The 22,819-nt window shown below is 72.4% G+C and carries 20 protein-coding genes; 10 read left to right on the top strand and 10 right to left on the bottom strand.

The genetic code is table 11. The features are described 5' to 3' along the window. Nucleotides 1-76: 76 nt before the first annotated feature. On the top strand, nt 77-1,915 hold the full coding sequence (locus tag ACQPZW_RS36385) for a phosphatase PAP2 family protein (protein ID WP_433790536.1): 1,839 nt from the start codon (nt 77-79) through the stop codon (nt 1,913-1,915). Between the two features lie 80 nt (nt 1,916-1,995). On the opposite strand, the gene ACQPZW_RS36390 is transcribed toward ACQPZW_RS36385, so the two are convergent. Beyond that, on the bottom strand, nt 1,996-2,754 hold the full coding sequence (locus ACQPZW_RS36390) for a DeoR/GlpR family DNA-binding transcription regulator (RefSeq protein WP_433790537.1): 759 nt from the start codon (nt 2,752-2,754) through the stop codon (nt 1,996-1,998). A 59-nt stretch (nt 2,755-2,813) separates the two neighbouring features. Between ACQPZW_RS36390 and ACQPZW_RS36395 the strand changes: the two genes are divergently transcribed. Together ACQPZW_RS36395 and ACQPZW_RS36400 are read left to right on the top strand one after the other, a co-directional pair. After that, nucleotides 2,814-3,479 (top strand): NUDIX domain-containing protein, encoded by a 666-nt coding sequence (locus tag ACQPZW_RS36395; RefSeq protein WP_433790538.1) that lies wholly within the window; start codon nt 2,814-2,816, stop codon nt 3,477-3,479. Between the two features lie 31 nt (nt 3,480-3,510). Beyond that, nucleotides 3,511-4,893, top strand: coding sequence for an alpha/beta hydrolase family protein (locus ACQPZW_RS36400; RefSeq protein ID WP_433790539.1), 1,383 nt, complete (start codon nt 3,511-3,513; stop codon nt 4,891-4,893). Here the strand turns inward: ACQPZW_RS36400 and ACQPZW_RS36405 are convergent. The 3 genes from ACQPZW_RS36405 to ACQPZW_RS36415 are packed head-to-tail and all read right to left on the bottom strand — an operon-like array spanning nt 4,823 to nt 7,889. After that, entirely contained in the window at nt 4,823-6,349 is a 1,527-nt protein-coding gene (locus ACQPZW_RS36405) for a tripartite tricarboxylate transporter permease (protein WP_433790540.1), read from the bottom strand. The genes ACQPZW_RS36400 and ACQPZW_RS36405 overlap by 71 nt on opposite strands. Further along, a complete protein-coding gene (locus ACQPZW_RS36410) occupies nt 6,346-6,891 on the bottom strand; it encodes a tripartite tricarboxylate transporter TctB family protein (RefSeq protein ID WP_433790541.1) in 546 nt (181 codons plus the stop codon). Before ACQPZW_RS36410 ends, ACQPZW_RS36405 begins: the two co-directional genes overlap by 4 nt. Continuing rightward, the gene (locus ACQPZW_RS36415) at nt 6,888-7,889 is read right to left on the bottom strand and encodes a Bug family tripartite tricarboxylate transporter substrate binding protein (protein WP_433790542.1); all 1,002 of its coding nucleotides are present in this window, start codon (nt 7,887-7,889) and stop codon (nt 6,888-6,890) included. Before ACQPZW_RS36415 ends, ACQPZW_RS36410 begins: the two co-directional genes overlap by 4 nt. 106 nt (nt 7,890-7,995) lie before the next feature. Between ACQPZW_RS36415 and ACQPZW_RS36420 the strand changes: the two genes are divergently transcribed. Then, on the top strand, nt 7,996-9,591 hold the full coding sequence (locus tag ACQPZW_RS36420) for an ATP-binding protein (protein WP_433790543.1): 1,596 nt from the start codon (nt 7,996-7,998) through the stop codon (nt 9,589-9,591). Beyond that, nucleotides 9,588-10,259 carry a response regulator gene (locus tag ACQPZW_RS36425; protein ID WP_433790544.1) on the top strand — a complete coding sequence of 224 codons (672 nt, stop codon included), beginning with the start codon at nt 9,588-9,590 and terminating at the stop codon, nt 10,257-10,259. The genes ACQPZW_RS36420 and ACQPZW_RS36425 overlap by 4 nt, the downstream gene beginning before the upstream one ends. A 14-nt stretch (nt 10,260-10,273) precedes the next feature. Here ACQPZW_RS36425 and ACQPZW_RS36430 read toward each other — a convergent pair whose 3' ends face one another. After that, nucleotides 10,274-11,188, bottom strand: coding sequence for a LysR family transcriptional regulator (locus ACQPZW_RS36430; protein ID WP_433790545.1), 915 nt, complete (start codon nt 11,186-11,188; stop codon nt 10,274-10,276). A 103-nt stretch (nt 11,189-11,291) separates the two neighbouring features. On the opposite strand from ACQPZW_RS36430, the gene ACQPZW_RS36435 reads away from it, so the two are divergent. Beyond that, nucleotides 11,292-14,717, top strand: a complete 3,426-nt coding sequence (locus ACQPZW_RS36435) for a bifunctional proline dehydrogenase/L-glutamate gamma-semialdehyde dehydrogenase (RefSeq protein ID WP_433790546.1) — start codon at nt 11,292-11,294, stop codon at nt 14,715-14,717. A 127-nt stretch (nt 14,718-14,844) separates the two neighbouring features. Here ACQPZW_RS36435 and uppS read toward each other — a convergent pair whose 3' ends face one another. Together uppS and ACQPZW_RS36445 are read right to left on the bottom strand one after the other, a co-directional pair. Further along, a complete protein-coding gene (uppS, locus tag ACQPZW_RS36440; protein WP_433790547.1) occupies nt 14,845-15,624 on the bottom strand; it encodes a polyprenyl diphosphate synthase in 780 nt (259 codons plus the stop codon). A 266-nt stretch (nt 15,625-15,890) separates the two neighbouring features. Continuing rightward, nucleotides 15,891-16,271, bottom strand: coding sequence for a hypothetical protein (locus ACQPZW_RS36445; RefSeq protein ID WP_433790548.1), 381 nt, complete (start codon nt 16,269-16,271; stop codon nt 15,891-15,893). Nucleotides 16,272-16,651: 380 nt separating this feature from the next. Between ACQPZW_RS36445 and ACQPZW_RS36450 the strand changes: the two genes are divergently transcribed. Next, entirely contained in the window at nt 16,652-17,602 is a 951-nt protein-coding gene (locus ACQPZW_RS36450) for a class I SAM-dependent methyltransferase (protein ID WP_433790549.1), read from the top strand. Here ACQPZW_RS36450 and ACQPZW_RS36455 read toward each other — a convergent pair. Next, the gene (locus ACQPZW_RS36455; RefSeq protein WP_433797728.1) at nt 17,565-18,044 is read right to left on the bottom strand and encodes an Lrp/AsnC family transcriptional regulator; all 480 of its coding nucleotides are present in this window, start codon (nt 18,042-18,044) and stop codon (nt 17,565-17,567) included. The genes ACQPZW_RS36450 and ACQPZW_RS36455 overlap by 38 nt on opposite strands. Nucleotides 18,045-18,146: 102 nt before the next feature. Between ACQPZW_RS36455 and ACQPZW_RS36460 the strand changes: the two genes are divergently transcribed. Together ACQPZW_RS36460 and ACQPZW_RS36465 are read left to right on the top strand one after the other, a co-directional pair. Further along, the gene (locus tag ACQPZW_RS36460; RefSeq protein WP_433790550.1) at nt 18,147-19,169 is read left to right on the top strand and encodes a Glu/Leu/Phe/Val dehydrogenase dimerization domain-containing protein; all 1,023 of its coding nucleotides are present in this window, start codon (nt 18,147-18,149) and stop codon (nt 19,167-19,169) included. A gap of 136 nt (nt 19,170-19,305) precedes the next feature. Continuing rightward, on the top strand, nt 19,306-19,758 hold the full coding sequence (locus tag ACQPZW_RS36465; RefSeq protein WP_433790551.1) for a hypothetical protein: 453 nt from the start codon (nt 19,306-19,308) through the stop codon (nt 19,756-19,758). A 247-nt stretch (nt 19,759-20,005) separates the two neighbouring features. Here the strand turns inward: ACQPZW_RS36465 and ACQPZW_RS36470 are convergent, their stop codons facing one another. Beyond that, nucleotides 20,006-20,281, bottom strand: a complete 276-nt coding sequence (locus tag ACQPZW_RS36470; protein WP_433790552.1) for a hypothetical protein — start codon at nt 20,279-20,281, stop codon at nt 20,006-20,008. Between the two features lie 89 nt (nt 20,282-20,370). After that, nucleotides 20,371-21,834, bottom strand: coding sequence for an aldehyde dehydrogenase family protein (locus ACQPZW_RS36475; protein ID WP_433790553.1), 1,464 nt, complete (start codon nt 21,832-21,834; stop codon nt 20,371-20,373). Between the two features lie 80 nt (nt 21,835-21,914). Between ACQPZW_RS36475 and ACQPZW_RS36480 the strand changes: the two genes are divergently transcribed. Next, nucleotides 21,915-22,724 (top strand): IclR family transcriptional regulator, encoded by an 810-nt coding sequence (locus ACQPZW_RS36480; RefSeq protein WP_433790554.1) that lies wholly within the window; start codon nt 21,915-21,917, stop codon nt 22,722-22,724. The last annotated feature ends 95 nt before the right edge of the window (nt 22,725-22,819 follow it).

Below are 22,819 nucleotides of genomic sequence, written 5' to 3' on the forward strand. Positions count from 1 at the left end.
CCCTTCGAGTTTTGTTCACGTTCACAACGACGGGCGTTCCGTTTTAGGTCACTTGATCCACCAAGGCTGTGCCCCCGTGAACGTCAGTCGCCGTACCCTCCTGCTCGCCGGCGCCGCCGGCCTCGTCGCCGGATCGACCTCTCTCGAGGGCTCCGCCACCGCCACCACCACGACGGCCGCCGCCTTCGTCGACTCGTACAAGACCAACACGACGGCGAACCTGACCGCCGAGAGCAATGCCGCGGTCCGCATCCTCTCCGGCTTCCAGAAGGTGTGGAGCACCGGCGCGGCCTGGAACACCGGCACCGTGCTCGACGAGGCGTTCCTGCGCGCCAACATCCGCTACGTGGTCAGGACCACGCGCAACCGGACCGCCGCCGAGGCCGCCCGCTCGTTCGTCGTGGACCGCCAGCACCAGAGCTACTCGGTGATCGCCGGCCTCGGCCCGCTCGCCGACCTCTACAAGGCGGGCGCCCTCGCCGTCACCGGCATCACCAGTGCGCCCGCGACCACCCCGGCGACCACGGTCAGCGACGCCGTACCGCCCGGCTCCCCCGCCGGGTCCACCCTGGGCGCCGGCAACCCCACCTCCGCCCTCGGCAAGGTGGTCACCCTGGTCAACACGGTCCGCGGCAACTGGTCCTCCGGCAACCCGAGCAAGTTCGCCTACCAGTACCCGCGGCCCTGGCGGATGACCGGGGACAGTGAGGTCGTCGACACCGGCGCGGTCGACGACCTCGGCTACCCGGTCTACGACTCCGACGTGGTCGTCACCCCGCAGCTCCGGCGCCAGCGCAGCACCACCCCGGCCGAGGACGGCGGCTACGTCAGCGGCCACACCAACGCGCTCTACATGGCGGCGCTGGCCTTCGCGTACGCGGTTCCGGAACGGTTCCAGGAGATGGTCACCACCGCCTACGACCTGGCGCACACCCGGATCGTCACCGGCATGCACTCCCCCGCCGACGTGATCGGCGGCCGGATCCTCGGCACCGCGCTCACCGCCGCCATCCTCGGCGACCCGGCCAACGCGACCCTCAAGGCCGAAGCGCGGGCCCAGGCCCTCGCCTACTTCCAGGCGCAGGCGGGACCGGACCTCATCGCCGCCGCGCGGTCCGGCGCCGAGCGCGACGCCAACGCTTCGATCGTCAAACCCAAGCAGACGTACGGGCTCCCCGCGCGCCGGTCGAACCTGAGGTTCGAGGTCCCCACCGGGGCGGAGGTGCTGCTGGAGACGCGACTGCCGTATCTGGACGCCGCCCAGCGCCGCGAGGTGCTCCGGACCACGGCCCTGGCCGCCGGCAACCCGATCCTGGACGGTCCCGAGCAGTGGGGCCGGATCAACCTGTTCGCGGCCGCCGACGGTTACGGCGCGTTCGACTGCACCGTCGCCGTCACGCTCGACGCGGCCGCGACCGGTTTCGCCGCCGCCGACACCTGGCGCAACGACATCGACGGCCGCGGGGGCCTGGTCAAGCTGGGCACCGGAACCCTGACGCTGACCGGCGACAACGGCTACCGCGGCGGCACCACCGTCGCTCAGGGCACCCTGGTCGCGGCGAGCAGGAAGGCCCTCGGCGACGGCGACGTCACGGTCTCCGGCGGCACCCTGCGCCTGGCCGCCTCCAAGGTCCACGTGAACGGCTCGGCCCGGCTCTCCTCGGGCACGCTCGCCGTGTCGGTGCGCCCGCACGGCGCCGCCCCGCTGACCGTCGGCGACGACATCGTGATCGGCGCGAACGCGGTCCTCGAGGTGACGGTGCCCAAGGACGACAGGTACGACTCCCCGGTCCCGGTCCTGAAGGCCCGCCGGGTGCGCGGCCGGTTCGCCCGCGTCGTCGTGACCACCCCCGGTTACCACGCCACCCTGGTCCAGCAGGGCGACACGATCGCCCTGCGCCTCCGCCGGGCCTGACCCCCGACCACCCGGCCGTCGCCACCGTGGGTGACGGCCAGGCGATCCGGCCGTCACCCACGGCGGTTCGCGGGCCGTCTTCACCGGTCCGGGCGACGGCCGGCGGGGTGGACGGGGACGTTCTTCAGGGCCGGGTGGGACGGCGGGAGGTCGGTGATCACGGCCGTCACCGCGTCGCACGGCAGGACCAGGAACGGGGAGGCGGCGCCGATCTTCTCGGAGCTGGCCAGCACGTAGGTGTCGGCGGCGCGGGCGGCCAGCGCCCTTTTCATCGCGGCCTCGTCCGGGTCGCCGGTGGTCAGGCCGGCCTCGTGGTGCACGCCGGTCACCCCCAGCAGGAACACGTCCGCGGTGACGGCGGCGGCCGCTTCGGCAGCCGCCGCCCCGCACGTCACCGCCGAGTGCTTGAACAAGCGTCCACCCAGCACGAACACGTCGACCGACGGATGGGAGACGAGCGCCGCCGCGACGGTCGGGCTGTGCGTGACGATGGTGGCCCGCAGGTCGCGGGGCAGGGCCGCGGTGACGGCCAGCGCCGTGGTCCCGCCGTCGAGCAGGACGGTCTGACCGGGCCGGATCAGCGCGGCGGCCGCGGCGGCGACCCGCTCCTTGCTCGACGTGGCCACCGTGGCCCGGGTCGCGTAGTCGGCGACGGCCGGGGAGATCGGCAGCGCTCCCCCGTAGACCCGCTGGCACAGCCCGGCGGCGGCCATCTCCCGCAGATCACGGCGGATGCTGTCCTCGGCGACGCCGAACTCGGCGGCGATGTCCTTGGCGACGACCTTGCCGTGGGCGGTGAGCCGGGCGAGCAGGAGATCACGACGTTCCGCGGCGAGCATTGCGTGTTTCTCCTCATTGTTGTCGACTGTTGCGCGTTTCCGAGTGTAGGTTCCCGATCATGAACACACCAGGGATGGATGTGCCGGATGCCCGGGGGCGGACCGCGCTGGACCGGGTGGGCCGCGATCTCCGCGGGAACCCGTCGGTGATCGTGCGCGACGTGGAGCTGCTCGCGGCCGCGTGGCACGTGCTGCGGCGGACCACGTACGACTACCGGCGGCGCGACGGCAGCTGGACCCGCGAGCAGCGGGAGACCTATGACCGGGGCGACGGGGCGACCGTGCTGCTCTACGACCCGAGCCGCCGGACCGTGCTGCTGACCAGGCAGTTCCGCTTCCCGGTGTATGTGAACGGCCACCCCGACGGGATGTTCCTGGAGACGGCGGCGGGCCTGCTCGACGGCGACGACCCGGCCGCGGCGATCCGCCGGGAGGCGGCCGAGGAGCTCGGTGTCACGGTCGGTGAGCTGACCGAGGTGTTCCGCCCGTGGACCAGCCCGGGTTCGGTGACCGAGCGGCTGCATTGCTTCGCCGCGGCGTACTCACCGGCGTCCCGCACCGGCGAGGGCGGCGGCCTGGCCGACGACGGGGAGGACATCGAGGCGGTGGAGCTGCCCTTCGACGACGCCCTCGCGATGGTCGACTCCGGGGAGATCGCCGACGCCAAGACGATCATGCTGTTGCAGTGGGCGGCTTTGAAGGGGGTCCTTGACAGGGATCGATGACGGCCATTAAGTGTTACCGGGAGGTAACACGATGATCGTCCGCCGTGCCCTGCTCGTCGCCACTCTGCTCGCCGGGATCCTTACCGGTGCACCGGCCGCCGCCGCGCCGCCGTCGTGCACGGCACCGACCCCGAGCGACACCAAACCCGGCTATCTGGTCGCCGACCCGGACTGTGAGCTGGACGGGACCCCGTTCACCGCGCTCCCCGGCGCGACCGTGCACACCGGTGTCCGGTCCGGCGCCGCATACCGGATCGAGGTCCCGAAGCGCTGGAACGGGCGGCTCGTCGTCTACGCGCACGGCTACCGCGGGACGGGCACGACGGTCTACGTGAGCAACCCGGAGCTGCGGCAGCACTACATCGACGGCGGGTACGCGTGGGCGGCGTCCAGCTACGCCACCAACGGCTACGACGTGGGCCAGGGCGTCCGTGACACGTACGCGCTGACCGGGCTGTTCCAGCGGGTCACCGGCCGGACGGCGAAGAAGACCTACATCAGCGGCGCGTCGATGGGCGGGCACGTCACGGCGGTCGCCATCGAGGAGTATCCGCGCACGTTCGCCGGGGCAATGCCGTACTGCGGGGTCCTCGGCGACGCCGAGCTGTTCGACTACTTCCTGGACGCCAACGTGACGGCGGCGGCGCTGGCCGGGGTGGACATCGAGTTCCCGCTCCAGCCGGACGCCGCCTACCCGGCCCGGTTCGCCGGCCAGGTCGCCCGGATCAAGACCGCGCTCACCGGCACCGAGGCCGGGAAGACCTGGTCGGACGTGCTGGAACGCCGCAGCGGCGGGGAGCGGCCCGGCTTCCCGGCGGCGTACGCCTACTGGAACGCGGCGAGCCAGGGCGGACTGCCGTTCCTGTTCAGCGTCTACCCCGGGCTCAGCGGCGGCACCGCCGGGATCGCGCCCGGCAACCTGACCGACAACCGGCGGACCTGGTACAAGGCCACCGACCGCTGGTGGCCGACCGCGGCGGAGCGCGCGCTCAACGCCTCCGTGCTGCGGGTCGCGCGGACGGCGTACCCCGATCGCGGACTTGCCGGTGTCCCCCGCATCGACGGCCGCCCCAGCGTCCCGGTCCTGTCGCTGCACGGTGTGGGCGACCTGTTCGTGCCGATCTCGATGGAGCAGGAGTACGCCCGCCGCGCCGCGGCCAACGGGCGCTCCCGCCTCTTCGTCTCCCGGGCGATCCGCACCGTGGCCCACTGCGGGTTCACCCAGGCCGAGCTCAGCCGTGCTTTCGACGAGCTAGTCGTCTGGACCGACCGGGGCCTTCGCCCCGCGGGCGACGCGATCCTCGACCGGCGCCGGGTGGCTTCCGCGACATTCGGCTGTCGTTTCACGGTCGGGGTACGGCCGGAGTACTCCCCGAACGGTTGCGGGACCGGCCCGGCAGGTACCGCCGGATGATCGGCCACGCGAGGATCACCGCGACGATCACGTAGACGACGTAGGACACCGCACCGCCGAGCAGGCCGGACAGGTCGCCACCGGAGAGCTGCAGCGCCATCCGGCCCTGCCGCTCGGCCATCGGCCCGAGGATGACGCCGACGATCAGCGGCAGCACCGGCAGCCCGAAGCGGCGCATCGCGAACCCGAGCAGGCCCAGGGTGAGCAGCAGGAACAGGTCGAACGGCTGGGCGTTGACGGCGTAGGCGCCCATCGAGGCGAAGAAGACGATCCCGGCGTACAGGTAGGGCCGCGGGATCCGGAGCAGCCGGGCCCACGCCGGGGCCAGCGGGAGGTTGAGCAGCAGGAGCATCAGGTTGCCGACGAACAGGCTGGCGATCAGCGTCCACACGAGCGTCGACTCCCGCGTCAGCAGCAGCGGGCCGGGCTGGATGCCGTACGTCTGGAATGCCGCCAGCATGACCGCGGCCGTCGCGTTGGTCGGCAGGCCGAGCGCCAGCATCGGCACCAGCGTCCCGGCCGCCGAGGCGTTGTTGGCCGCCTCCGGTCCGGCCACGCCCTCGATGGCGCCCTTGCCGAACTCCTCCGGGTGCTTGCTGAGCCGCTTCTCCAGCGCGTAGGAGAGGAACGTGGGCACCTCGGCGCCGCCGGCCGGCATCACACCGAACGGGAAGCCCAGGGCGGTGCCGCGCAGCCACGGCTTCCAGGAGCGCCGCCAGTCGTCGCGGCCCAGCCACGGCTGACCGACCGGGATCACCTCGGCCGGGCGGCGGCGCAGGTGGGCGGACACCCACAGGGTCTCACCGACGGCGAAGATGCCGACCGCCACCACGATCACGTCGATACCGTCGGCGAGTTGCGGGATGTCCATGGTGAGCCGGGGCTGACCGGTCACCTTGTCGATGCCGACCAGGCCGATGACCAGGCCGAGCAGCAGGGCCGAGAACCCGCGCACCCGCGAGGTGCCGAGGACGGCGCTGACCGCGATGAACCCGAGGATCATGATCGCCAGGTAGTCGGGGGCCCCCAGGTCGATCGCGAACGCCACCATGACCGGGGTGACCAGCACCAGCAGCAGGGTGCCGATCAGGCCGGCCACGAACGAGCCGATCGCGGCGGTGGCCAGGGCCTGCGCGGCACGCCCGGACCGGGCCATCTTGTTGCCCTCGATGGCGGTGACCACCGAGGACGACTCGCCGGGGGTGTTGAGCAGGATCGAGGTGGTGGAGCCGCCGTACATGCCGCCGTAGAAGATGCCGGCGAACATGATGAACGCCTGCGTGGGCTCCAGGCCGTAGGTGAGCGGCAGCAGCAGGGCGACGGTCATCGCCGAGCCGATGCCGGGCAGCACGCCGACCGCGGTGCCGACCGTGACGCCGATCAGAGCGACCAGCAGGTTCATCGGCGTGAGGACGTGCCCGAACCCGTCGAGCAGCTGGGACAGGTCGTTGATCACAGGATTCCCTGAAGTATTCCGGCGGGCAGGTTCACGCCGAGGCCGATCGCGAACCCGTAGAAGGTGATCAGGGCCAGCGCGATCGCGACGGCGGCGGTGAGCAGGTGCCGGCGGGCGCCCAGAGCGAACGCGGTCGACCAGAACAGAATCGACCCGCTGATCACCCAGCCGAGCGGCTCGATCAGGACCGCGTTGACGCCGAACGCGATGGCCACCAGCACGACGGTGCGCCAGTCGATCGACGAGGTGGGGTCGACGTCCTCTCCGCCCTCCGGCTCGCCGGTGCCGCCGCGGGTCACGTCGATCGCGTAGACGGCGGCGGCGATCAGCAGCAGGACGCCGAGGATGATCGGCACCGGGCGCGGGCCGATCGGGTCGTTGCTGCTGGTGGCGCTACCGGTACCGAGGGCGTCGACGAGGACGAGGACGCCGGCCAGGGCCAGGAACGCGCACATGCCGTACTGCGCGCGATCCCGGCCCCGCCCGCTCACCGGAGGAGGGGCCTGCTCCGGCGAGCCGGTGGACGGCTGGCCTGTCGTCATGCCAGCCCGAGCCCGGTCAGGATGTCGGCGACCGCCTTGTCCTGGTCGGTGAGGAAGGTGGCGAACTGGTCACCGGTGACGAACGCGTCGGTCCAGCCGTGCTTGGTCAGCTCGGCCCGCCACGCGTCGGTGCCGTGCATGCGGGTCAGCACGTCGATCCAGGTCTTCCTGTCGGCGTCGGAGATGCCGGGCGGGGCGACGATGCCGCGCCAGTTGGTGAAGACAAGGTCGACGCCGGACTCCTTGAGCGTCGGCACCGCGGAGACCGCGTCGATCCGCTTCTCGCTGGTGACGGCGAGGACGCGGACCTGACCGGCCTCCACCTGGTCGAGGAACTCGCCGACACCGCTCGCGCCGAACGCGATCTTGCCGCCGAGGACGGCCGGGAGCAGCTCGCCACCGCCGTCGTAGGAGACGTAGCTGACCTGCCGGGCGTCGATGCCGACGGCCTGGGCGAGCTGCATGGGCAGCAGGTGGTCGGGGCCGCCGGGCGACGAGCCGCCGCCGACCGCGAGCTTCTTCGGGTCCGCCTTCCAGGCCGCCACCAGGTCGTTGATGGTCTGGTAGGGCGAGTCCTTGGCGACGACGATCGCGCCGGGCTCCTCGATCACCTTGGCCAGCGGGGTGGTCTCGGTGAGCTTCGCCGGGGACTTCTGCGTGTACGAGGCACCGACCACGCCCAGCCCCATCTGCATGGCGAGCTTGCCGTTGCCCTTCTCGTTGACGGTCCGCTGCAGGCCGACCGTGCCACCGGCGCCGGACAGGTTGAAGACCTCGACCCCGGAGGCGATCTTGTCGTCCTCCATGATCTTGGCGATGCTGCGCGCGGTGGTGTCGTACCCGCCGCCGGGGCTGTTCGGCACCATCAGCCGCAACCCGGCGACCGGCCCACCGTCCGTGCCGCCGCCGGAGTCCGCGGTCGCGCCGCAACCGCCCGCTGCCGCGGCCAGAGTCACGGCGGCCGCCACGCCCAGGAACGCCCTGGCCAGAGATTTCATCGCGGTTTCTCTTTCGTTTCGTCAATGTCCAGCGCGATGATGGTGGCCCTTCGGCGGCCGCCCGGTCTGCGTTGTGACGACAACGGAGGTTGAGTTCATTGTGGTCGTGAAGCAGCGGTCGTGGACGTTCCGCCGGACCACCCTCGCCGGCCAGCTCCTCGGCCTCCAGGTGACGATCATCCTGGTCGTGCTGGTGGCGGTGGCGGCGCTGACGCTGGCCCAGTCGGCGGCCACCTTCAGCAGCGTCGAGGGGCGGCGGGTGGCGGCGCTCGCCGAGCAGCTCGCCGACAACCCGCTGGTACGCGACCGGCTGCCCCGCCCCGCGCCGGGCGAGACCCTGGCGCCGCTGGTGCAGACCATCCGTACCCAGTCCGACGTCACGTCGGTGACCATCGCCGACGCCCGCGGGATCGTGGTGAGCTCGACCGACCCGATCCTGGTCCGCACCCTGCTGCCACTGGGCGATCCGGGCGTCGCCGAGGGCCGCGGCTGGTCCGGTGAACTGGTCGTCGACGGCTCACGGGAGCTGGTGGCCCAGGTCCCGGTGCTGAGCGCCGAGCCGGGCACGCTCGGGCAGCGGCTGGGCACCGTGATGATCGGCGAACGGTCGCCGACGGTCTGGCAGCGGGCCCGGGACGGCGCCGGCAACCTCGCCATCTTCCTCGGGATCGCCAGCCTCGTCGGGATCGCCGGGTCGTGGCTGGAGGCCCGGCGGATCAAGCACCAGACGCTCGGGCTGGAGCCGCGGGAGATCGCCGGGCTCGCCGAATACCGCGAGGCGATGCTCTACGGGATCGCCGAGGGGGTGATCGCGCTCGACCCACAGCACCGGATCACGCTGGTCAACGCGGTCGGGCGTACGCTGCTGGACCTGCCCGAGGACAGCGCCGGGCGCAGCCTCGCCGAGTTGGGCATCGACGGCCGGCTGCACGACGTGCTGACCGGCAGTGAGCTCGGCGAGCGGGACGAGGTGGTGGTGCGCGGCGGCCGGGTGCTGGTGATGAACCGGATGGACGTCACCAAGGACGGGCGCCGGCTCGGCTCGGTGACCACGCTGCGCGACCGGACCGAACTGGCCCGGCTGGAACGCGAGATGGGTTCGTTCCGGAGCACGACCGAGGTGCTGCGGGCCCAGGCGCACGAGTTCGCCAACCAGCTGCACACCATCTCCGGGCTGATCCAGATCCGTGACTACGACGAGGTGGTCCGCTACGTGAACGCGCTGGCCCGGCACCGGGAGTCCCTCGATCTGACGCTCACCAGCCGGATCCACGACACCGCGGTGGCGGCGCTGCTGATGGCCAAGTCGGCGCAGGCCGCCGAACGCAGGGTGCGGCCCGCCGACCGGTCCGCCGACGTCGCCACGGTCGTCGGCAACCTCGTCGACAACGCCGTCGACGCGGCAGCGGCCGCCGCCGACCCGGACCGGGACGCGTGGGTGGAGGTCGAGCTGCGACAGGACAGCACGGCTGTGGAGATCGTGGTCCGCGACTCGGGGCCGGGCGTGGCGCCGGAGCTGGCCCAGGAGGTGTTCTCGCACGGGTTCACCACCAAGGCGGCCCAGGGCGGCGAGCGTGGCATCGGGCTGGCGCTGACCCGGCTGATCTGCAAGCGTCACGGCGGCGAGGTGGCCGTCACGAACACGCCGGACGGCGCGATGTTCACCGCCCGCCTGACCGTCCCGGAGAGGGTGAGCCCATGATCGGCGTCCTGGTCGTCGACGACGACTTCATGGTGTCGCGCATCCATCGCGGGTTCGTCGAGCAGGTGCCCGGCTTCCGGGTGGTCGGCACCGCCCACACCGGGCAGGAGGCGATCGACGCGGCTGCCGCGCTGTCGCCCGACCTGATCCTGCTCGACCTCTACCTGCCGGACATGTTCGGCCTGGACGTGGTGGTGCGGTTGCGGGCGGCCGGGCACGACTGCGACGTCATGGTGATCACGGCGGCGAAGGAGGCCGACGCGGTTCGCGGGGCGGTCCGGCACGGGGTGGTCAACTACCTGCTCAAACCGTTCGGTGTGGACGACCTGCGGCAGCGGCTGGAACAGTACGCACGGCGCCGCAGCGGGCTCGGCGAGGTGCGGGTGCGTGATCAGGCCGACGTGGACCGGGCGCTGGCCCGCGCCGCGGCACCCACGGCCGGGCTGCCGAAGGGGCTCAGCCCGGAGACGGCCCGGCTGGTCGAGCAGGCACTGCGGTCGGCGGCCGAGACCCTGTCCGCGGCCGAGTGCGCCGACCGGATCGGGATCTCCCGGGTCAGCGCCCGCCGGTACCTGGAACACCTGCGCGACAGCGGCCGCGCCGAGGTCCGGCTGCGCTACGCGGTCCCCGGCCGCCCGGAGCACCGCTACCGATGGATCAGCGGCTGACGAGGCCTCTTGCGCTAGGCGGGGCGGGTGGCCGTACCGGATGAGGCTTCCTGTTCGAGCAGGTCGCGGAAGGCGCGGGCGGCGGGTGAGGCGGCGCCCGCGGTGCGCTGGGCCGTGAAGATCGTTCGGCGCGGGGAGCCGGCGAGTTGCAGCAGCCTCGCGGAGGTGTCGCGGCCGGCCCAGATGAGGTCGGGGATGAGGGCGACCGCGTTGCCCGACTCGACCAGTCGCATGTGGGCCTGCAGGTCGGCGGTCTCGTAGCGGACGTCGGGCTCGAAGCCGGCCACCCGGCAGGCCTGCTCGGCGAAATGGCGGGAGGCGGCGCCGCGCGGCTCCATCACCCACGGCATGTGGCGGGCCGTCTCGAGCGAGTCGACCGGGTGCAGGGACTCGGCCTCCGCCGGCAGTGCCAGGCGGATCGCGTCGGTGGTGAGGTCGCGCCGGTCGAGGCCGGGATGGTGTGGCGCGGCGTGCGCCGGGTACTGCTCAGCGATGACCATGTCGAAGTCGCGGGCCCACGTCTCGCGCAGCGCCTCCTCGGGTTCGCGCTGGACCATCTCGACACGGACGTCGGGGTAGCGCTGGGCCATCGCGCGGAGGGTGGTGGGCATGAAGGCGAGTGCCGCGGACTGGAAGACGGCGACCCGGACCCGGCCGGTGACCCGGGTCGCGGCGGCCTGCAGGCGCGCCTCGGCGCGCTCCAGGGTGTCCAGCACCTCGGCCACCGACGCGACCAGGACCTCGGCCTGCGGGGTGAGCTGGACCCGGCGGCCGGCCTTGCGCAGCAGTTGGGTGCCGGTCTCCTTCTCCAGCTGGCTGAGCTGCTGGCTGACCGCGGACGGGGTGAAGTTGAGCGCCTCGGCGACCGCCGCGATCGTGCCCCGGACGGCCAGCTCACGGAGCAGGATCAGGCGGCGGATCTCCAGCATCCCGTCACGTTAGCCGAACTTAACTACATCACTAATAAAGCATCGCTTTTCCTTACCTGATTCGGGACTGCAGACTGTTGCGCATTACGGAAGGAGCATCCCGATGTCTGAGATCGCCGAAGAGACGATCGCCCTGGTCCGGCGCTGGCTGCGCGAGGCGGCGTCCATTCCCGTCGGCGGCTCGGCTGCGCAACTCGCGGGTGTTCTGCGCGACCCGGGCGGGCTGGCGTTCACCGTCGGATTCGTGGACGGGGTGATCCGGCCCGAGGACGTCCGGGTCAGCGCGCGCAACCTGTCCGCCCTGGCACGCGACATCCCGGCATTCCTTCCGGCACACCTGCGCCTCGCCGTTCGCGCCGGCGGCTTCTTCGCCCCCCTCGTGCCGGGTGTGGTCGTACCGGTCGCCCGCCGTGCACTGCGGCACATGGTCGGGCACCTGATCGTCGACGCGAGCGACAAGCGGCTCGGCAAGGCCATCAAGCGGATCCGCCGGCGCAACGTCCGGCTCAACGTGAACCTGCTCGGCGAAGCGGTCCTCGGCAAGGGTGAGGCGACCCACCGGCTCCGCAGCACCGAGCAGCTCCTCGCCCGCCCCGACGTCGACTACGTGTCGATCAAGGTGTCGTCGGCGGTCGCCCCGCACAACCCGTGGGCCTTCGACGAGGCCGTCGACGAGATCGCCGGCAAGCTCCTGCCCCTGTTCACGCTCGCCGCCGAGCAGCGCAAGTTCGTGAACCTCGACATGGAGGAGTACAAGGACCTCGACCTCACGATCGCGGTCTTCACCAAGCTCCTCGACCGGCCCGAGCTGCTCGGCCTGGAAGCCGGCATCGTGCTCCAGGCCTACCTGCCGGACGCGCTCAGCGCCATGATGCGCCTGCAGGAGTGGTCGGCGTCCCGGCGCGAGCGCGGCGGCGCAGGCATCAAGGTGCGCCTGGTCAAGGGCGCCAACCTGCCGATGGAACGGGTCGAGGCGGAGCTGCACGGCTGGCCCGTCGCCACCTGCGACAGCAAGCAGGCCACCGACACCAACTACAAGCGGGTCCTCGACTACGCGCTGCACCCCGACCGGATCCGCAACGTGCGTCTCGGCGTGGCCGGCCACAACCTGTTCGACGTCGCGTACGCCTGGGTTCTCGCCGGGAAGCGCGGCGTCCGCGACGGCATCGAGTTCGAGATGCTGCTCGGCATGGCCGAGGGCCAGGCCGAGGCGGTCCGGCGCGAGGTGGGCGGTCTGTTGCTCTACACGCCGGTGGTACGCCCGGAGCAGTTCGACGTGGCCATCGCCTACCTGATCCGTCGTCTCGAAGAGGGCGCCAGCCAGGACAACTTCATGTCCGCGGTGTTCGAGCTGCACTCCGACTCGGCTCTGTTCCAGCGCGAGCAGGACCGGTTCCTCGCCTCCCTGGCCGACCTGGACTCCGAGGTCCCGCAGCCGCACCGGGTCGCCGACCGGTTCGCGGCCGTCCCCCGCTCGGCGCCCGGCTCGTTCGTCGGCACCCCCGACACCGACCCGGCCGTGGCCGCCAACCGCGACCGCGTCCGTCAGGTCCTGGCCCGGGTCGAGTCGTCCACGCTCGGTGTCGACGTGCCGCGGATCAGCGACCGGGAGCACCTGGACGAGGCCCTGGAGAAGGCGGCCGCCGCGAGCTGGGGCGCCGCCGACCGCCGGACCGTGCTGCACGCCGTCGGCGACGCCCTCGAAGAGCACCGCTACACACTGCTCGAGGTGATGGCGGCCGAGGCGGGCAAGACCGTCGACCAGGCCGACCCCGAGGTGTCCGAGGCGATCGACTTCGCCCACTACTACGCCGAGCGGGCCTTCGAGTTGAGCGAGACCGACGGCGCCGTCCCGGTGCCGGCCCGGCTCACCCTGGTCACACCGCCGTGGAACTTCCCGGTCGCCATCCCGGCCGGGTCGGTCCTGGCCGCCCTCGCCGCCGGCTCGTCCGTGGTCCTCAAGCCGGCCGGCCCCGCCGAACGCTGCGGAACCGTGCTCGCCGGGATCCTGCGCGACGCGCTGTCCACAGCCGGCGCCGACCCGAACCTGGTCACCCTCCTCCAGGTCGACGAGGGCACGCTCGGCCGGGAGCTGATCGCGCATCCGCTCGTCGACCGGGTCATCCTGACCGGCGCGTACGAGACCGCCGAGCTGTTCCGGTCGTTCCGTGACGACCTGCCGCTGCTCGCCGAGACCAGCGGCAAGAACGCCATCATCGTCACCCCCAGCGCCGACCTGGACCTGGCCGTCAAGGACGTGGTGTCGTCGGCGTTCGGCCACGCCGGCCAGAAGTGCTCGGCGGCGTCGCTGGTCGTGCTGGTCGGCAGTGTCGCCCGGTCCCAGCGGTTCCGCACCCAGCTGCTGGACGCCGTGTCGTCGCTCGACGTGGGGTGGCCGGCGGACGCGCGTACCAAGATGGGCCCGCTCGTCGAACCGGCCGCCGGGAAGCTCCTCGACGGGCTGACCACCCTCGGCGCCGGCGAGACGTGGCTGCTCGAGCCGCGCAAGCTCGACGACTCGGGCAAGCTGTGGAGCCCGGGTGTGCGCGACGGGGTGGCCCGTGGATCGGCCTACCACCGCACCGAGTACTTCGGGCCGATCCTCGGCATCATGACCGCCGACAGCCTCGACGACGCCATCGACATGGTCAACGAGGTCGACTACGGGCTGACCTCGGGGCTGCACTCGCTCGACGAGGACGAGATCCGTACCTGGCTCGACCGGGTCCAGGCCGGCAACCTGTACGTCAACCGCGGCATCACCGGGGCCATCGTGCAGCGGCAGCCGTTCGGCGGGTGGAAACGGTCGGCGGTCGGGCCCGGCACGAAGGCGGGCGGCCCCAACTACCTGGTCGGCCTCACCGGCTGGGCATCCCGTCCGGCCTCCTCCGGCGTCGAGATCAGCCACCCCGGTGTGCGGGCCCTGCTCGCCGACGCCCGCGCCTTGGCCGCCACCCCCGCCACCCCGGACGCCCCCGCCACCCCGGACGCCTCCGTGACCGACGGGGTCCACCCGCTGATCGACTCCGACGCTCTGGCGTCGATCGAGCGGGCCGCCCGCAGCGACGCCGCCTTCGACTTCCGCACGCCGGCGGACGTCACCGGGCTCGCCGTGGAACGCAACGTCTTCCGCTACCTGCCGACGCCGGTCACCGTGCGGCTCGCCGCCGGCGGGTCGGTCGCCGACCTGGTCCGGGTCCTCGCGGCCGGACTGCTCACCGGCGCCGAGATGCGGGTGTCGAGCGCGGTCCCGCTGCCGGACGCGCTGGCCGCCCGCTGCCCCGGCCTCACCGTCGAGGACGACGCGGCGTTCGCGGCCGGGCTCACCGCCGGACGGGTCCGCCTCATCGGCGGCGACGCGGCGGCGCTGGCCGCGGCCACCGGCGGGCGCCCCGACCTGGCGGTCTGGTCCGGCCCGGTCACCGAGGCCGGGCGGGTGGAGCTGCTGCCGTTCCTGCGCGAGCAGGCGATCAGCATCACCGCCCACCGGTTCGGCAACCCGCTGTCCCTCGCGGCCGCGGTCCTTTAAGCCCTTCCTCCGGTACGCCCTCCGCGCGCTTCACATCAGCGCGGAGGGCGTTTCGCCGTGCCGCGGGGAGCATTTCGGCCTCGGCGCGGGGAGCATTTCGCTCTGGCGCGGGAGCGTTTCGCCCTGGTCAGGCGCCGAAGCGGCGGTTGCGGGCGGCGTAAGAGCGCAGCGCCCGCAGGAAGTCGACCCGGCGGAAGCCCGGCCAGTAGACGTCGCAGAAGTGCAGCTCCGAGTAGGCGGCCTGCCACAGCAGGAAGCCGGACATCCGGCGTTCGCCGCTGGTGCGGATGACCAGGTCCGGGTCGGGTTGCCCGCCGGTGTACAGGTGGGCGGCGATCTGATCCGCGGTGAGCCGCTGGGCGATGTCGGCGACGCTGTGCCCGCCCCGCGCCTCCTCGTCGAGCAGCGCGCGGATGGCGTTGACGATCTCCTCCCGGCCGTCGTAGCCGATCGCGATGTTCAGATGGAAGCCGCTGTCACTGTCGCCGGTGGAGTCCGCGGCCAGTTTCAGAGCGTCCCTCGTGGAATCCGGGAGCACGTCGAGACGGCCCGCCAGATGCAGGCGCCACACGCTGGACGGGCGGGACAACCGCTCGGCGACGACGTCCTCGATCATGCGCATCAGGTTGCCGACCTCACCGGCGTCGCGCTTGCGCATGTTGTCGACCGACGCCACGAACACCGTGACGTGCCGGATCCCCATCTCCGCACACCAGCCGAGCACCTCGTCCAGGTGCTCGGCGCCGTACCGGTGCCCGACGCGCGGATCCTCGAAGCCCATCTGACGGGCCCAGCGCCGGTTGCCGTCCATCACCATGGCCAGGTGCCGTGGCAGGTTCGCCCCGTCGAGCCGCTTCCGGAGCCGCCGCGCGTAGACCGCGTACACGAACTTCCTCAACCACGTCATACCCGAACCGAACCACTCCGCCCGGCCGGTGACGCTCCCTTTCACACAACCCACACCGACCACACACACGGTGCCCGGTCGGGTGCCCGGGGCGCCCCGGCGACGGACGACCCGCCCGCATCCTCCTGCACCGGGTGCGTTCGGCGTACCTGCCGCGCGGTGGTCGAGGTTTCGCGGTGGCGTTGTGGGTGCTCCTGCCGACGCCCACGGCCGCCGGCGCACACCTCATGATCGGCTGAGCGGTGACCAGTGAGCGGTGCGCGGAGTCAGACGACGGAGAAGTCGGTGGGCAGCGCTGCGCGGCCGGTGAGGGCCCGGATGGTGGGGACGCCCTGACCGACGGCCACGGCGACGCGGGCGGCGAGGGCGGCCGTCGATGCGAGCGTCTCGTGGTCGAAACCGATCGGGAGCCCGGCCGCCACGGCGGCGTCGGAGGCGTGGACGACCAGCTCGAACGTACGGGTGGGCAGCCAGTCGGCGACGCGCATGCCGCCCGCCGGGGTGGCGACGAGATCATCGTCGGCGGCGCCGGCGAGGGCGGCCGTGGCCCGGCCGATGTAGCCGCTGACGGCGGTGGCCGGCTCGTCGCCGAGGGTGGCGCCGGTGGCGCGGGCATCGTCGGTGGACGCCTTCCGGGCGGCGGCCACCAGGTCGGCGGGGCCAGCCGGGCGAGGGCGAAGTAGGCCTCCGGCGCGGGGACCAGCAGGGTGGGCGCGGGCTCGGCGAGCACGGTGGGCACCTGGCGCAACGCCGAGCTGACGGTGTGGCCGAGCAGGTCCCGCAGCGTCCACTCGCCGAGGCCGGGGCCGTCGAGGGCGTCGGTCGGGATCCGGGAGACCAGGTCGGCGAAGGCGATGGCGGCCGATCGGTACGTACGGCGGTAATCCATCTCACCACGGTGCCACGTGCGCGGCGGGCCGGGGCCGACCTCGCGGGGTGCTGCCTCCTCTGCCCGACGGCGCGTTAAAGGCCGGCGGCCCGAGAAATGTGCTCGTGCCGCCACCCTGGCAGCGGTGAGAATCGATAGATGATTCATCAGCGTGCATTGGAGTATCTTCTCGGGCTCGAGGGCGCCGCCCTGCTGCGCTCGTTCGTGGAGGAGTCGGCGCCGGGGTTCGGCCGGGCGCGTGTGGCCGAGATGCGGCGATTACTGGCGATCGCCGAGCTCGACGTGGAGCCGGTGGCGGTCGAGCGGATCTCCGCCGGCGACGGCTACCGGGTGTGGTCGCGGACCTATGACGAGCCGGGCAACGGCCTGTTCCCCCTGGAGGAGGAGGCCGTCCACGGCATCCTGACCGAGCTCGGGGCCGGGATCGACGTGGTCGTCGACGCGGCCTGCGGCACCGGCCGGCACAGCGAGTGGCTGGCCGGGCGCGGACACCGGGTGATCGGGGTGGACGAATCGCCGGAGATGCTGGCCCGGGCGCGGGTCCGGGTGCCGGCCGCCGAGTTCCGGGAGGGCCGGCTGGAGGCGCTGCCGGTGGAGGACGGGCGGGCCGACGCGGTGGTGTGCGCGCTCGCCCTCGCCCACGTGCGGGATCTGCGGCCGGTGTTCGCCGAGTTCGCGCGGGTGCTGGGTCCCGGCGGCCATCTGGTGATCTCGGATGTCGCCCAGGAGTGGATCGCGATGGGCTCGGTGCCGCGGGTGCGGCTCGACGACGGGCGGCCGGCGCTGATGCCGGGGCACCGGCACCGGACCTCCGACTATCTGGGTGCGGCGTTGCCGGCCGGCTTCGCGGTGGTGTCGTGTGCCGAGCCGCCGGCGGCCCCGGCCGTGCCGCTGGACGCCGGACCGGAAGCGCTCGGCACGCTCGGCGCCGAGCCCGAGGGCGCCGGCGGTGGGACCGGCGGGACCGGGCCGTGGGAGCAGTGGCCTTGGTCGCTGGCCGGTGTGCTGCCACACGTCTGGCGGGCGGTCACCGGCGGCGTGCCGAACCTGATCATCTGGCACTTCCGGCGGGGTCCAGCGGATCGATGACCCGGTTGCGGTGGTGCTGGTAGATCACCGAGCTGCGGAACCCGACGATCTCCCGGCGGGCGGAGAACCGGTCCATCAGGAAGGCGTGCAGGCCCTCGACGCTGGGCACCGCCACGTGCACGAGGAAGTCGTCACCACCGGCCAGCACGAACACCGACAGCACCTCGGGCAGGCCCGACGCGTACGACTTGAAGCCCTCGATCACCTCCCGGTTGAGAGGGCGGACCTGGACGTGCAGCAGTGCCTGCACCTCGCGGCCGAGCGCGGTGAGGCTGACGTCCGCGTGATAGCCGGTGATCACCCCGCGGTCACGCAGCAGACGCACCCGCTCCAGACAGGTCGACGGCGCGACGCCCACGGCGCGGGCCAGCTCGCGGTTGGTCTGCCGGGCATTCGTCTGCAATTGCCGCACGATCGCCGAATCAATGTCATCCACGGCCATCATTCTGACCTATCCACCGAACAACGTTCGGCGAGATCATTTGCGGCCCGGCTGCCGTTCTAGCTTCAAACCACAACCCCTTCAGATGTACGGGAGAAGCACATGCCGATCCACCAGCGTGTCGTGGTCGAGCGCGGGGCACGGTCCGGGTTCCCGATCGTCGTCGCGGTGCACTCCACCGCCCTCGGGCAGGCGGTCGGCGGCTGTCGTCTCGCCGTCTACCACGACTGGCGGGCCGCTCTCGACGACGCGCTGCGCCTGTCCGCGGCGATGACGTCGAAAGCCGCGCTGGCCGGCCTGCCGAACGGGGGCGGCAAGGCCGTGGTGGCGCTGCCCCGGGACGGCCTCGTGGACCGGCGGGCCGTCCTGCACGACGTCGCGGACGTGGTCGAGAGCCTCGGCGGGTGCTTCGTGACCGGGCCGGACGTGGGCACCGGGCCGGGCGACATGGCGGTCATCGGAGAGCGTACGGCTCACGTGCTCGGCCGTGCCGGCGGATCCTCGCCGGCCACCGCGGCGGGGGTGGTCGCGGCAATTCAAGCCGTAGCGGCTGACCGGTTCGGATCACCGTCACTGGCGGGGCGGAGCTTCGCCGTCCTCGGGGCCGGGCGGGTCGGCGCGCACGTGGTGGACCTGCTCGTGGCAGCCGGTGGTGAGGTGCTCGCCTCGGATGTGGACCCGTCCCGGCGTACCGTCGCAGAATCGTGCGGAGCAACCTGGACCGATCCGCGAAGCTGCCTCACCGCCGACGTCGACGTCCTCGTCCCCGCCGCCCTCGGCGGTGTCCTCACCGCCGCGACCGTGCCCACGTTGCGCTGCGCCGCCGTGGCCGGCCCGGCGAACACCCAGCTCGACGAACCCGCCACCGCCGACCTGCTGCACGCCCGCGGCATCCTGTGGGCGCCGGACGTGGTGGTCGGCTCGGGCGGCCTCGTCCACGCGGTCGCGACCGACCTGCACCGGGAGCCGCCGGACCGGGTCGCCGCCCGGATCCAGAGCATCGGCGACACCCTCACCGGCATCCTGTCAGCCGCCCGCGAGACCTCCTCGACCCCGGCGGCGGCCGCCTCCCGCCTGGCCCGCTTCCTGATCGACGACCCCACCCCCACCATGGCACCCTGCTGACCACCTCCCTCTTCCACTTCGGCGCCCTCCTGACCGACACCGGCTTCCACTTCGGCGCTTCGCCGACCGTCACCGGGGTCTTCCGGCGGCGTTCTGCCGACCGCTTCGGCGAGCCCTCGGCTTCTACGATGGCGGCATGCTGACTGCGGAGAGCACCGGCTTCTGGGGCACCAGGTACACCGTCGCCGAGAACGGCATACCGGTCACGACCTGGGACAACGACTGGTGGAAGTCGGGCGGCACGTTCGAGTTGGCCGGGCGCGCCTATCACGTCCGGTCCACCATGTGGGGCAGCCGCTTCACGATGCTCGACAGCGGCGGCGCCGTGGTCGCCGAGGCCGAACGGGTCGGCCACAAGAACTGGACGGTCGTCGCCGGCGGCCGCGTCTACGGGTTCCGGCGCGTGTCGATGTTCAAGGGCGAGCAGCACCTGATGGACGGTGAACGCCCCGTGGGCGTGATCAAACAGACCGGCATCCTGAGCGGCAACCTGTCCGCCGACCTACCCGGGCTGCCACTCCCCCTGCAGGTGTTCGTGCTGGCCGTCCTGATCGTCCACTGGCAGAACTCGAACGCATCGGGCGGCTGACGACCTTCCGCCATCAGTGCCGGGGCCTGGGCGGCCGGTGCACCCGTACCGGGATCGGTTTCGACGACCGCCTGCAGAGGGGCGGCAGGAGTGCCCGGACCCGGCTTCGGGTGCGCCGTGGGCACGGGCAGGGCGGATCATCGCGGGAGGCATCGCCTCTGAGGCGGACACGAGCGTCCAGTCGTCACCGAACGCCCACGAGACGGAAGTAGACGAACCGTAGGCCCTGATCCGGAAGCTCTCCAGCTCAGCCGGTGGTGACGGTCGCGTAGAGGAAAGCGGCGTAGCAGGGCAGCGCCAGCAGGGCGATGCGCTGGGCGGCAACCGGCGCTCCGAGGGCGGCGGCGGTCGCGGCCGCGCCCAGGAACAGCCAGGTCAGTGAGTGTCCCCAGCGCAACGCGAACCACAGGAAGCCCTCGGCTCCGGCAGCTTGCCCGGCGGGCCAGACGAAGATCCAGACGACGGAGAGCACCAGGCAGAGACCGGCCCAGCCGAACGCCGGCACTCCAAACACCTTGACCACACCGGCAGGGTAGTAGGCCCTCACCAACGGTGCCGACCGACGCCCGACCGGGCCAGGTGGGAGGGGGCGGCGGCGGCGGGAAGGGCGGGTCAGAAGGGGTAGGGGCGGGGCTCCTGGCGGGCGCTCACCCACTGGACCTCGGTGAACTCCTCGGCGGCGAAGCCGATGCCGAAGCGGCCCGCGCCGCTGTCCTTGACGCCGCCGAAGGGCATCTGGGGCTCGTCGTTGACCGGCTGGTCGTTGACGTGGACGATGCCTGCCCGGAGGCGGCGGGCCAGGTCCAGACCTCGGTACGGGTCGCCGGTGATGATGCCGGCGGTGAGGCCGAAGTCGGTGGCGTTGGCGCGGCGCAGCGCGTCTTCGGCGCCGTCGGACGTCTCCAGCAGGACGACCGGGCCGAACGTCTCGTCGAAGGACAGCTCCGCCGTGGGTGGGACGTCGGCCAGGACCGTCGGCGGGAAGCACCGACCGGCCGGGACGCCGCCGGTGAGTAGCCGGGCGCCGGAGTCCACGGCCTCGCGGACGCGGCGTTCGAGCAGGGACAGCGCCCACTCGTTGATCACCGGGCCGACGACGGTGGCCGGGTCGCGCGGGTCGCCGATGGGCAGGGCGGCGGCCCGGGCTACGAAACGGACGGCGAAGTCCTCGAACAGCGACCGGTCGACGATGATCCGGCGGGCGCACATGCAGGTCTGGCCGCTGTGCACGAACGCGCCGTAGACGGCGGCGTCGACGGCCTTGTCGAGGGGCGCGTCGGCCAGGACCAGCAGCGGGTTGTGGCCGCCGAGCTGGAGGACGGCGCGTTTGAGGTGGCGGCCGGCGGTCTCGGCGATGCGCCGGCCGGTGACGGTGGAGCCGGTGAAGCTGACCCGGCGCACCCGCGGGTCGGCGATCAGGGTCTCGGCGACGGCGCCGGCCTCCCCGGGGGCGTGGGTGACCACGTTGAGGACGCCGGCGGGCAGGCCGGCCTCGCTGAGCAGACCGGCCCAGAGGGCGCCGCCGGTGTACGGCGCCTCCTCGGACGGTTTGAGGACGACGGTGTTGCCGGTGGCGACGGGGGCGACGACGGCACGGCCGGCGAGCACGAGCGACGCGTTCCACGGGGCGATCGCGGCGACCACGCCGACCGGGCGGCGCATGGCCAAGGACCGGGTTCCGGCCAGGTCCGACGGCAGGATCTGACCGGCGGGGGCGTACGCGAGGGCGGCCGCCTGCCTCAGCAGGTTGACGCAGAAGTCGAGCTGGACGTCGGCGAAGTGGACGCCGCAGCCGGTCTCGGCGGCCAGCAGCCCGCGCACCTCGTCACGGCGGTGGTCGAGGGCGTCGGCGGCGCGGAGCAGGATCCGCTGCCGCTCGATCGGCAGCGACGCCGACCACGCCGGGAAGGCGGCGTCCGCGGCGGTGACCGCGGCGAGCGCGTCGTCGGCGTCGCCTGCGGCCACCTCGGCGAAGACACCGCCGGTCCACGGGTCGGTCTTGGGATACGTGCGCCCGCTCGCGGAGCCCACCCAGTCCCCGCCGATGTGGTGTCGCACGCCGATCGCCTGGTTCATCGCGTCGCCGATGCTATCCGACGGTGAGCCTGAGGACGACGAGGCGTTTCAGCAATCAGAACGAGGGGTTAGGGTTCGCCATGCCCGTCGACGAAGAAGCCGGTAGCGGCGCCGCGTTCTCCCAGTCCCTCGAACGCGGGTTGCTGATCCTGTCGTCGTTCGACGAGAGCCATCCGGTGCTGGGCATCGCCGACATCTCCCGGGCGGTGGCGCTGAACAAGAGCACCACCCACCGGTACGTGTCGACCCTGGCCCGTCTCGGCTACCTGCAACAGGACCCGGAGACGAAGAAGTACTCGCTCGGGCCGAAGGTCGTCGACCTGGGCTTCGCGGCGCTCAACTCCCTCGAGGTCAACCGGGTGGCGGCGCCCTGCCTGCAGAGCCTGGCCGACGAGACCGGGTACACGGTGAGCATGGCGGTGCTCGACGGCCCGGACATCGTCTACGTCGAGCGGCGGCGCAGCGGGCGGGCCGTCGGCGGGTTCGCGATGGGGCTCAACCTCACCGTCGGGTCGCGGCTGCCGGCGTACTGCACGTCGATGGGGAAGGTGCTGCTCGCCCACCAGGAGCCGGCCGTGCTGCGCCAGTTGCTGGACCGCACCGACTTCGCCCGTCGTGGGCCGAGGACGCTGACCAACCGGGAGCAGCTGATGGCGGCGCTCGCGAAGATCCGGCAGACCGGGGTGTCGGTCAACGACGAGGAGTTGGCGTCGGGGCTGCGGTCGGTGGCGGCGCCGGTGCGCGACCGGACCGGGCGGGTGGTCGCGGCCGTCAACATCGCGGTGCACCTGACCGTCTGGTCCACCAGCGCCGATGCCGTGGTCGCGCGCCTGGAGCGCCCGCTGCGCCAGTGCACCGCCGAGATCAGCACCCGTCTCGGCCACCGCTGACCCCGGACCGCCGTCGCTCGCCACGGTGTTCGCACCCGTGCGAGCCGGTGTTCGGACGTTCCGTTTTCGGGGCCCGCGTTCGAGTGAGCGGAACG

This window comes from Actinoplanes sp. CA-252034 (assembly GCF_050956125.1).
Classification (GTDB): Bacteria; Actinomycetota; Actinomycetes; order Mycobacteriales; family Micromonosporaceae; genus Actinoplanes.